This is a genomic window from Bifidobacterium scaligerum (genome assembly GCF_002802865.1).
In the GTDB taxonomy this organism is placed as follows: domain Bacteria; phylum Actinomycetota; class Actinomycetes; order Actinomycetales; family Bifidobacteriaceae; genus Bifidobacterium; species Bifidobacterium scaligerum.
Map to the genome: position 1 here is coordinate 83,380 of NZ_PGLQ01000006.1, position 11,304 is coordinate 94,683.

Annotated in this window: 6 protein-coding genes and 2 pseudogenes; 5 read left to right on the plus strand and 3 right to left on the minus strand. The window is 58.5% G+C overall.

Annotated features, from left to right (window positions below; genetic code table 11):
- The first annotated feature begins 51 nt into the window (after positions 1-51).
- Entirely contained in the window at positions 52-912 is an 861-nt protein-coding gene (locus CUU80_RS08525) for a class II glutamine amidotransferase (RefSeq protein ID WP_100496889.1), read from the plus strand.
- A 101-nt stretch (positions 913-1,013) separates the two neighbouring features.
- On the opposite strand, the gene CUU80_RS08530 is transcribed toward CUU80_RS08525, so the two are convergent.
- The 3 genes from CUU80_RS08530 to CUU80_RS08540 all read right to left on the minus strand — a co-directional run bounded on the left by CUU80_RS08530 (position 1,014) and on the right by CUU80_RS08540 (position 4,870).
- Complete coding sequence (locus CUU80_RS08530) at positions 1,014-1,829, minus strand: HD domain-containing protein (RefSeq protein ID WP_100496890.1); 816 nt, start codon at positions 1,827-1,829, stop codon at positions 1,014-1,016.
- Between the two features lie 393 nt (positions 1,830-2,222).
- Complete coding sequence (locus tag CUU80_RS10815; protein ID WP_165775906.1) at positions 2,223-3,410, minus strand: ATP-binding cassette domain-containing protein; 1,188 nt, start codon at positions 3,408-3,410, stop codon at positions 2,223-2,225.
- Positions 3,407-4,870 carry an ABC transporter permease gene (locus CUU80_RS08540; protein ID WP_100496891.1) on the minus strand — a complete coding sequence of 488 codons (1,464 nt, stop codon included), beginning with the start codon at positions 4,868-4,870 and terminating at the stop codon, positions 3,407-3,409. Before CUU80_RS08540 ends, CUU80_RS10815 begins: the two co-directional genes overlap by 4 nt.
- A gap of 498 nt (positions 4,871-5,368) precedes the next feature.
- Here CUU80_RS08540 and CUU80_RS08545 point away from each other — a divergent pair, with 498 nt between their 5' ends.
- The 4 genes and pseudogenes from CUU80_RS08545 to CUU80_RS11275 all read left to right on the plus strand — a co-directional run.
- A complete protein-coding gene (locus CUU80_RS08545) occupies positions 5,369-7,504 on the plus strand; it encodes a DUF4012 domain-containing protein (RefSeq protein WP_165775909.1) in 2,136 nt (711 codons plus the stop codon).
- 208 nt (positions 7,505-7,712) lie between these two features.
- A complete protein-coding gene (locus CUU80_RS08550) occupies positions 7,713-8,834 on the plus strand; it encodes an acyltransferase family protein (protein ID WP_100496911.1) in 1,122 nt (373 codons plus the stop codon).
- A 346-nt stretch (positions 8,835-9,180) separates the two neighbouring features.
- Positions 9,181-10,452 (plus strand): annotated as a pseudogene (locus CUU80_RS11270) (GH25 family lysozyme); the annotation flags it as partial.
- 72 nt (positions 10,453-10,524) lie between these two features.
- Positions 10,525-11,304, plus strand: a pseudogene (locus CUU80_RS11275) (LGFP repeat-containing protein); the annotation flags it as partial.

Consider the following 11,304-nt stretch of genomic DNA (forward strand, 5'->3'; position numbering starts at 1 on the left):
CCTATAGCGCTTGCCGCACGTCGAATTATGACTCCGGTAAGTTGGCATACCATGTGCAGATTATTGGGATACGCCACGGCAGGGTTCAACCTGAGCCTGAACGCCATTTTGGGATCGGAGAACGTTGCGGCCTTCCGTGAGCTTTCCGAGATCCACAATGACGGCTGGGGCGTAGCCCAACTTTCCGATCCTGCCGAAACGCCGTACATTCGCGACGGCGGTGCCCCCACTCCGGAAACCGGCACGAAAATCTACAAGTCCACCATTGCCGCCCGTTACGATTCCACGTTCGAGGCTCTGGCCAATGAGCCGGCGCGTGGCGCGCTGTGGCATCTACGCTTGGCCAGCTCCAATCTGCCGCTCATTATGGAAAACCAGCACCCGTTCTATGCCAACGGTCTGAGCTTCATTCACAACGGCGATATCTCGGATGCCAACGGTCGCAACATCGTTACCAATCGCTCCTACCCGGTGGACCACAGCGTGCTGCTTTCCACTGGAGGCCGTTCGGACACTGCTATCTTCTTCGCGGTGATTCTGGAATACATCGGCTTCGGTTTCCCGCTGGACGAAGCTGTGGCACAGGCAGTGCGTGAACTGCGTCAGGCATATCCCAAGTCCAGCTACAACTGCATGATCCAGTCCGAAGACCAGCTGGTGGCCCTGCGCGCTTCCGGGCGCGAGGTGACCAGCCCGCGCGTTGTGGAGATCTATGACGAGTATGGTCGCGGTGCGCAAGCAGCCGACTACCGTGTGATGCGCTACCGTGCGCTGGAAGACGAGAATGGCGCTCCTGCTGGCGTAGTGGTGTCCTCGTCCGGTTACGAGCAGGGCGACTGGACCGATCTGGAGAACGACCAGATGATCGTGGCTTCCAACCGCAACGGCACCTTCCGTCTGCGTTCGATCTGATTGCGATTTGATTGCGATCAGATCGCAATCAAATCGCAATGGTGGGCGATGGGCCGGTGCCTGATGCACCGGGCATCGCATATTGATCTGGAGGAATCCTCTCAGATCAATCGCATCTGATATTTTTCGGCCAGCGTCGGAATGTCGGGCACACCGTATTTGGCCACCAGCTCCAGCCATCGCTGCTCGTTTTCTGCGCCGAACCGTTGAGCGCGTGCCGTGTAAGCATCTACAGTCAGGAATTTCGGCGGCACCGATTTGCTGTGGAACTTGTCGGCATACATCACCACTTCCTGCTCCAGGTTCATCGGCACATAGTCGTCTGGCGGCAACGGCAAGTCCTGCCGCAGCACGTCTTCGCGCGTCAGCCCCACGCCGGTATGATTGCGGCAGAATTGCGCGATCGACTCGTCCACGCCTTGCTTGAGCAGCCACTTGTAGCCTTTGAGACCGTGCAGGATGTACTTCTTGCCGCTGAATTTCAGCGGTTCGCCGTCGGTGCCGTCATGCTTGAACACCTTGTAGGTGCCGATATCGTGCAGCAGGCCACCGATCAGCACCAGATGCTCGTCCAGCAAGCGGGGTGGCACATGGCCTCCTGTGACCCCTGCAGTGGGCGGTACCAGATAGTTCGGGTGGCTGGGGGAGGAGGTGGCAGTGTTATGTGGAGTTGCGGCCGGTGCCCCCTCGCTATCACCTCGCGCTCCTTGGTCTTCGGCGGCGGTGCCCCACTCGGGTGCGTCCTTCGGCAGCGTGCATCGGCGGGTGAACAGCGCATTCTGCCGCCGTGCGATCTGCTGGGCTATGGTGGCTACGATCACGCAATGCGTATGCACCAGCTCATATGCTTCCTCGGACGGTGCGAGCTTGTGATGCAGCTCGTCGATCTGCTGGACTGTAGGGATATATCCGCTCATTATTGCCCGCTTCCAAACCGTACACAACGTTCCCAACGCTAGGTTAGCGCGAGGTGGGCGCTAAGCGGACATGCGCAAGGGCATATCTGGATGTATCAGCGTTACAAGGGGTACATTCCCGCATTTGAAAATATCTATCTGCTCTACGAGGGGTTGCCAAAAGTCGAAACACAAGGTATTAACGCCTTTTGAGGACGCGATTTCGCCATTTTAGGGTGTCTTCTACTTGAGGAGGAACCCCTTGTAAAGCAGATAGATGTTTCCGGAGGCGGGAATGTACCCCTTGTAAAGCAGTTAGGGCGGGGACACCGATGAAATTCCGGTATCCCCGCCCTAACTACATGTGCCGGCAAGCACCCGCGCGTCCGATATGTCAGATCATGTCAGACCATGTCAGATCTCGAAGAGCGTATCCGCGGCCTCGGCCACTTCACGCGATTCGGTGAGCACAATCACGCAGTGCTTCGGGTCTCCGCTGTGCGCCAGCTTGGCAAGCGTGGCGAACACGGTCACCTCGTCATCGCCTTCCAGGCCAAGGGTCGGCTCGTCGAGAATCAGTACCTCCGCCTCAGTGCTGATGGCGCGTGCAATGGCGGCCAAGCGCTGCTGCACCAACGGCAGCTTGCCTACCGGGATGCCGCTGGTGGCTTCGCTGAAGCCCACCTTGGCCAGCAGCTCGCGTGCGATCACCGGCTTGGGCTTGAGGAAGTTGCGGTTCGAGGCTTCCATGGCGTACAGCACGTTCTGCTCGGCGTCCAAGGCCGGTTGCACGGCATACCGCTGCGGCACGATGCCCAGTCGGTGCCCGCGCAACTCGACCGGCTCCAGCTCGGCGATATTCGCGCTTTTGTTCATCACCGCGCCGGAAGCCACCGGGGTCAGACCAGTCATAACCCCCATAAGCGCGCGTCGCTTGGCGTCCGCCGTAAGTCCGGAATCCGGATCGTCGGTGACCAGCACCGCATACGCATGCCCGGCATAGCAGGCGAAGTCCACGCTGTCGAGCACGTTGACCTTGCCTTTGGCGCCGGACACGGTCACTTTGTTCAAAGCAAAGGTCGGGTAGGTTTTCAGCAGCACGTCGTCCGCGCCGCCGCCCACCAGCACGCGATCGATGCGCGAGGCGAGCGTCATGGCCGGTGCCGCTTTGGTGCCGGAGCCGGCGGCCGATTGATCGGCGTGCGCGTCCAGCTCGTCGGTGGTGTTCTGCTTCGCCAAGGCAAGGGTTTCGTTCACGCGCTGGGCGTTGCGTTCAGTGACCTCGGCGGAAGCGGTGGCTGAAGCAAGAGCATCGGCTTCCGCCTCGCTGGGCTGTTGCGCTGAGGATTCATCCGTGTCGCCGTCGTTATCGTCTGATTCCGCAGTAGCCAAAGCATCGTAAATGCTGTTGCCGGCGTCGATATCGCCGATGCCATCGAGATCTGCATCGTCGTTATCGTCATCGTCGAAGGTGACGCTGAACTGTACGGAATCAGCCGGAACCGTTGTGATGTCGGAAGAATTGTTGGCGGAGTCGGCGGCGGTTTCTGCGGCCGTGTTCTCAGTGACTTCAGATTCCTGATCGTGCTGCTTCTCGCTCATGCCTTCGCCTCCGCATCGTCGTCGGTTTCGTCTGTTTCGCCGGCTGTTGTGGCCGTGCTGCTGTCGGTTTCGGCAGCGTTGATTGCGTCGGCCTCGCTCACCGTGCCCCAATCGCCGCCGGACGCGAACACGGTATTCGCGCCGAAGAACGGCAGACGCAGCGCCGCCAGAATGGCCAGCACCACGATGGTGCCCAAACCGCACCAGACCATCTGCCAGATCAATCCGCTGGTCACGGCGGTGGCATGGCCGGATGCCAGAGCCACTCCGATAGGTTTGGCGGCGAATGCGCCGGCGACGAGTCCGATTACATAGAACGGCAACGTGGTGAAAATAACTTCCAGCATGAACTGCCATCCCAGGCGGCCGCGGCTCACGCCGGAGATCAGCGCCATGCCGATCTCGTCATTGCGCTTCGGGGTCCACACTCCCAGCATGACCAGTGCGAGCAGCAGCACACCACCCACGGCGAGCAGCACGATTACACCGTTTTTGGCTTGTGAAGCCAGCGCGTCCAACGGTTCCAGTGACTTGGTGTACTTCTCCAGCGAAGGGGAGGAAACCACATATCCGGATTCTGGCAGCTTGGACTTCTTGAACGTGGAAACCAGCGTCTTGTATGTCGAGGCGTCGGTGACGGAGAAGACCACGTCAAGATCCGGAAGCTTCCAGCCGGCTGCTGATGAGTCATAGGCCTGCGGATCGAGATCGGCTGCGGAGAATGTTGCGTAGTTGGTGTAGATCACGTTCTCGCGGTTGCGAGCGGCATTCACCGGATTTTCCGTAGTCGATTCGGACGTGTACTGGTAGATGCCGCGCACCTTGAGCTCGATAGTGGTGGAGGCACTGGAGGCGGCGGCCACCTTGAACGTGTCGCCCACCGCAAGATCATTGGCCTTGGCGAATGCGGCGGAGATCAGCGCGCCGGTCGTATCCGGGCTGGAGGACTGCGTATCGAAGCTCAGGCTTTTGCCGTCCGTGACCTTGAGCGATCCGAGATCATTGGCTTTGACGGCGTTTTCAGATCCAAACGAACGCCACAGCAACTTGCCACCGGTCGTGTCGTCGGAAGCGGAACCCAGCGAGTCACCGTCGAGTGCTTTGAGCTTGCCGGTAGTGCGTGCCGGCACCGTCTCGGTCACCGTGAGACTCGTGGAGTCGAGCGTCATGCCCGCGGTCTGCATCATGGTGGCGTACGGAGTGTACGTGTTCCACGTCATGTAGTACTTGGTCGTGGACGCATCCGTGGCGGAGACCTTTTTCCACGTGGCGGCGGACGGTCGAACGGCCAGTGTGGCTGCCTGCGCCTCATATGCAGTGGTATGCGCGGTGGTGTGTTCCTGAACGATGGCCAGTCCGGCGACCGTGCCGAACGTGACTGCCAGCGTGATGAACGCGGTCAGAGCCGTACGTCCCTTGGAACGTGTCATGGCCCGCCAGGCGTTGCTGAGGACGAACATGTGTGTACCTCTCCCGTTCTCCTAAGCCGAATATTCGAATCAATACGACTTCACTATTGTCGCGCTTCGTGACTGTTTTCTTGCGCAATACTGTTATACCCCTCAATGGAGTCTGAGAGCATGCTGGGAATGATGTGGTGGTCATGCGTGCATTTGCGGCTTTCTGAGCCGATTGTTTCTACTATTTTCGGTGTCCTCGGTACACTGGCAACAGTGATATGCGTCTTATGACGATATATACGGTGTAATCTGAGCAGATTTCAGGCAGGTAGGTATATGCGATCCACTTCAGGGCATTCGGAGCACAAGGGCGCGAGTCACAAAAAGCGCGACGGCTGGTCCAATGGGCTGAAGGGACTGGAATCGGTGATGTCGAATGCTCGTCCTCGCCGCGCATCGTCCGGTACGTCCGGTGCTTCCGGCACTTCGAGAAACGCCGGACGCAGCTCCGGACCTGCACAAAGTCCGGCCCCGAAAAACCTGAAATCCCCCCAACATGTGGGCCGCGGCGCGCGCTCGCTGGTCAGCCGCACGCCGGTGTGGGCCAGGGCGATTGTCGTTACGTTGCTTACGCTGCTGGCCGCCTTCACCTGTGTGGGTACGTTGTACGCGGCTTCGATCTCTCGCATGTACACCGATGGTCAGAAGGTGCTTTCGTCTGCGGAAAGCTTGGCGAATTCGGCGCTTGGCTGTGGCAGCGACGTCAGTCTGGGTGACGCCGCCCATAATCTGGTTACCGCCACGAACGCCCTCAATGAGGAGCTGAGCGGCCCGCAGTGGGACTTCTTCCGCGACCACACGCGATTCAGTGGAGACATCACCGCCGCGCGCGAGATGCTGGCTTCCGTGGATACGCTGGTCAACGGCCCGTTCACCGATCTGCTGAATCTGTCGAAACGTCTGCAGGGCTTCTCGATGAAGAACGGTTCGGTGGATGTCAGCGCGTTGATGGACATGCCGGACATCGTGGCGCAGACCCATACGGATCTGAAGGAACAGATCGCCAAGCTGAATAAGGTCGAGACGCCGAGCGTGGCCAAGGTGGCTGCGATGCTCAACGCCGAAAAGGCCATGCTGCAGACCGTGGATTCGATGCTGAGCGAATACGATGCCCTGATCAACCTGCTGCCGCAGCTGCTTGGTGAGGACGGCGAACGTACGTATCTGATATTGGTGCAGAACCCTGCCGAGCTGCGTTCCGCCGGCGGCATGGTGGGTACGATCGCCGCAGTGACGGCCGACAAGGGCAAGGTGACAATCGGCGATTTCGCCAGCACCATCAACTGGGATATTCCGGACGAGCCGTTGGACGATACCGTTTATCAAGAACGTGACGTATTCGGCAAGACTTTCGACCAGTACCCTGCCACCACCACCATCGACCCTGAGTTCCAGCGTGTGGCGCAGCTGAACAAGTACATGTGGCTGAATCAGAAGGGCAATGCAGATAAGAATGTCGCCGGCGTCATCGCATTGGACCCGGTTTTCCTGCAGTCGTTGCTGGGGGCCACCGGCAGCGTGACCTTGACGGACGGCCGTGTGCTGGACGGCACGACCACCGTACCGTTCCTGCTGTCGGACCTGTACATCGATCACCCGGACTTCACCGACCAGAACAACTACGTTTCCGAGGCGGCCCAGTCCATTATGAACCACGTGCTGGGTCACACGAACGCCTCCACCGCTTCGGGCCTGTTGAAGGCCGTGCGAGACACCAGCGCCAACGGTCATTTCAAGCTGTGGATGGCCGATGAGGCCGAGCAGGATGCTCTGATCAGCACCGGCATCATCGACGACAAGTCGAGCGGTGAGCTGTCCGATGACGATACTGTGCCGCAGGCCGGCATCTACTTGTCCGAGTTGCAGATGGGCAAGCAGGACTGGTATCTGCGCACTGCCACCACAGTCACCAAGACATGCGGTGACGTGCTGGCAAGCCAGAACGCGCTCTACACGGGTGCCATCGACGACCGTGTCTCAGCCGCGGTGAACAACACGACGTTGGGACAGTACACCGAAGATCAGCTGGGTGACGAATACACGGTCACGTTCACCATGAAGAACACGCTTACTGAGACGAAGGTGGCGTCGCTGCCGGAGTTCGTGATCGGTGACGAAAACAATCCGGTTCCGGGCGGCATGAAGTACCGCGTGGTGCTCACGGCACCGTATGGCGGCGAAATCACCGCCGTGCAGGCCGATGTGGATACATGGCATGCGAACACCGCGACTCTGTACGACCGCCAGTACGTGACGTTTGACCAGCAGTGGATCGCACCAGGCGAGGAACTGACGATCGCCTACACCGTGCGCGTGAGCAGCACCGCCTCACAACCGTTGGATGTAGTGACCACGCCGATCGTGAACGCCGACGGCATCGAAACCGGTTCGCAGGGCAAGGTCACCGACGAATGCCCGGCCGAGAGCAGGTCGCAGTCCAACGGCGAGTCCGGCACCACCGGTGAGTCATCCGGTACTTCGAACGGCACGGATAAGTCCGGCACCTCGACTGACTCCACAGACAAGTCCTCCTCTTCCTCCTCCGACCCGTCCGCCGGCCTCGACTCGCTGAACGAACTCAAGAGCCAGGTCACCTGCCCGGTCGATATCAAGTCCATCGCCAGCTCGGTGTGACGGTGCGGCGTGACGGCCAGTGTGACGGTGCGGCCGTGTCTTTGTAATGGGCCTGACGGTAACGGTATAACGAATGTAACAGTGTAATGACGTGACAAGTAGGACGGTGACCGACGTGGCAAGCAAGCATCCTGAGCATGCAACGCAACCGGTCAAACAGCTGACTCATCCGCGTGACGTGAATTATGATCTCTTACGCGTAGTGGCCATGCTCATGGTGATTGGCGTGCATGTGACGAATAACTATATGCCCGTCAAAATGCAGCTGACTGGCTGGGCCGAGCGCGCACGATTCGTGTTGGTTGCATTGTTATTGATCTGCAATCCATTGTTCATCATGATTTCGGGGCGCTTCAACCTCACCTTCCGCACGAGCTCGGGGTCGGACTCAGAATTTGCGGGCAGATCCGTGGATCAACGGCCTATAAGTAGACAAAACAATGAACATCAAAACAATGAACATATTGGAGCGGGTGCACAAGGCATTCGCGCCTCGCTGCGCCCTTACGCGCGTTATTACTACAAACGCTTTATATCGTTGATACTTCCATACCTGTTGTACGCCGGCGGACTGGGATTCGTGGCGTACCTGTTGATGAATCATCGTACATTCGGTGGTGCCGTCTCCGGTGCGTTGTTCGATCTGTTTTCCGGATATGACGATTCGGTGTATTGGTTTGTATTCATGCTGGCCGGTTTCGTGTTGGCCACACCGTTTCTGGCACCGATGATGCATGCAGTTGGCCGTACGGGCGCTTGGCTGCTGATTGGATTGAGTATCGGTGTGGCGGCGATTGAACAAATTTGTAATCTTGCCGGGTACCGGTTGCTGTTTGTGCAGTCGTTTCCGTGGCATGGGCTGATTGTTTACTATCTGTTGGGCTTTGCTCTGGAGATGTATCCGCCGTCAGTATGTGTGCGTCGGTGCCTGTACGTGATTGCACCATTTGCCTTGGTCTGGACTGCGGCCACGCCTGCGTTATTCCCCGGCCAACCTGCGCAGACGATGCGCACATTGACTGCCGCATACGCCGCCGTAGTAACAGCGGTGTTCTTGCTGTTCCGATACGATGTGCATATTCGGTCTCGCCGCGTGAGCACGGTAATCACATGGCTTGCCGGTTACTCGTACACGATTTATCTCGTGCATTCGCCATTGACCAAGGCCCTTATAGGCCCGCGACTTCCCGATCCAGTGAACGGTTGGCAGTATATGGGTCTCGCCGCACTGATGTTTGTGATTGCGCTGTCGGCGTCGCTGGTGCTTGCGTTGACCGCCGATAATCTGGTGTTGAAGCCTTTGCAACGATTGTTGCGCAAAGCGTTGTAGAGGGCGTCTGCATCCCTACTCCTTACTAAAATCGCTGTTGGGATAGCTCGGCATGATCTTGGGCGAATGATGGCTGGGAGAAGAAGGATTATTGATGCGACACCATAATGTCGATACGCACGATGCGTCATTACGACCATCGCATAGCACTGCATCGTTGAAAACCGCTATAACGAGGATCGCCGCCGTCAGTCTCGCGATTGGCTTGACAGTGGCGTTGCCGGTGGGCTCGGCCTATGCTGGCGAGACAGTCGCCGACCATACAGTTGACGCTGCGGATAGCTCCCGTACGTCGTCCGACGGCACCGTACATCTCGCCGATCAGGAAACGCCTGCTGCGAATGCCATGCCGGAGAACCCCGGTGCTGAACTGCCCACTCAGGTCAGTGCCGATATTCCCGATGATGCGACGGTAGTCTCCGAAGAACTGGCCGTGACTGCCGAGGGTGAAGTCAAGGATATCGAAACCGGTGCGACGGTCACCGATCCCGCCATCGTCGGCACTGCGGATACGCCGGCCGATCCGTTGGCCAAAACCGATGGTAAGTCGTTTATTCCGGTGGATGCCAGTGCAGTTAAGGACGCGGTGACTGCGAACGGTGGGGATGCGAACGCGACCAGCGGGGACAGTGGTACTGCTGCAGACGGTAATGCCGGCGCGGAAAGCAACGACGGAACCGCCGCAACTCCCGACGCTACCTCCGGGCAGAATGCCGGGAACAACGACGATTCGGCCGGAACGAATGGTGCCGACAACTCCGGCACTGCGGATGCGAATGGTTCCATGGACAACAGCACGCCCGATATGACCGACAACTCTGAAGACAGCACGAGCGGTGACGGCTCTGATGCCACCGCCAACCCATCTGCCTTCCGCTCATCCAGCTCCGCTCAGGTTCAGTCCCACGTCTATGCGGCCAGCTTCACCGGCAATCAATACGGTGCTCACTGGGGCATTTACAACGGTAAGGCTGCTTTCTTCGATGTGGACAATACGCTGTTCGCACAGCAGGCCAAAGGCGTCATCGACGTTTCCAAGTGGCAGGGCACCATCGACTGGGCGAAAGCCAAGGCCGATGGCGTACAGGGCGCCATCATTCGATTGGGATTCGGTTCGGGCAACGCGATTGACGGTCAGGCGCATCGCAACATCAACGAATGCAAGCGTTTGGGGATCCCCTTCGGCGTGTACTGGTTCTCGTATGCGGAGTCTGCGAACGCAGGCAACTGGGAAGGCGAAGATACTGTGGCCAAGCTGCGCGCGGCCGGCGTGAAGCCGAGCGATCTGAGCTTCCCGGTGTTCTATGATCTGGAAGACTGGACCGGCAGCTGGAACGGTCATACCGCTCCGACCAATCCGAACACGTGGAACGGCGCGGTGAACAACTGGTATGCGAAGCTCAAGGCCGCCGGCTACAACAACCTGTCCGTGTACTCGTACACATCATACCTGAAGTCCGCGCTGAAAAACAACAACATCTGGTCCAAGACCCGCTGGGTGGCCAGCTACGGTGCCCGCACCGGCTTCGAGGTTTCCGCCAACGACCGTTTCTGGCAGTACACTAGCGACGGCCACATCAACGGCATCTCCGGCACCGTGGATTTGAATGCGTTCGGCTACAAGACAGTCGCCAACTCCAATAATTCCAATAGCTCCAACAATCAGCCTCCTTATCCCGTCAAGGGAGCCATGGGCGAGGAGTGGAAGCGCATCGGTGGAGCGAAGAGCGTCATCGGCAACCCGATCGCCAGCGAGGTGTGTAATTGGTCCCCGGGCAAACAGAATTGTTACCAGAATTTCGAGCGTGGTGCGATTTCCTGGACGCCTTCCACCGGAGCCCATTACACGTCCGGCGAACTACGCAAGGAATGGGCGAATCGTCACTATGAACATGGTGTGCTCGGCTACCCTACAGCAGATGAGGAACGGTTGTCCGACGGCTGGTGGAGGCAGCATTTCCAGCATGGGGATATCTGGGTGAAAGGCACCACTACGAAATATGTGATGCTTCTGAATTTGCGCGATTCATATAACGCGCATGGAGGCTATGCCCGGTTAGGTGCTCCTGCCGGTAACGAAGAACGATTGAGCAACGGTTATTGGCGTCAGCGTTGTGTTCGTGGTGATGTGTGGACGCGTAACGGTGCGGCTGAGAAGTACGTGATGTTGCTGGATTTGCGTGATTCGTATAATGCGCATGGTGGTTTTGGCCGTTTGGGTGGTCCTACGCATGATGAGGAGCGCTTGTCGGATGGTTATTGGCGTCAGCGTTGTGTTCGTGGTGATGTGTGGACGCGTAACGGTGCGGCTGAGAAGTACGTGATGTTGCTGGATTTGCGTGATTCGTATAATGCGCATGGTGGTTTTGGCCGTTTGGGTGGTCCTACGCATGATGAGGAGCGCTTGTCGGATGGTTATTGGCGTCAGCGTTGTGTTCGTGGTGATGTGTGGACGCGTAACGGTGCGGCT

Coding starts and splice junctions, on each gene's coding strand:
- CUU80_RS08540 (WP_100496891.1), bottom strand. CDS start 4,870: ATGTTCGTCCTCAGCAACGCCTGGCGGGCCATGACACGTTCCAAGGGA.
- CUU80_RS08525 (WP_100496889.1), top strand. CDS start 52: ATGTGCAGATTATTGGGATACGCCACGGCAGGGTTCAACCTGAGCCTG.
- CUU80_RS08530 (WP_100496890.1), bottom strand. CDS start 1,829: ATGAGCGGATATATCCCTACAGTCCAGCAGATCGACGAGCTGCATCAC.
- CUU80_RS08550 (WP_100496911.1), top strand. CDS start 7,713: ATGCTCATGGTGATTGGCGTGCATGTGACGAATAACTATATGCCCGTC.
- CUU80_RS10815 (WP_165775906.1), bottom strand. CDS start 3,410: ATGAGCGAGAAGCAGCACGATCAGGAATCTGAAGTCACTGAGAACACG.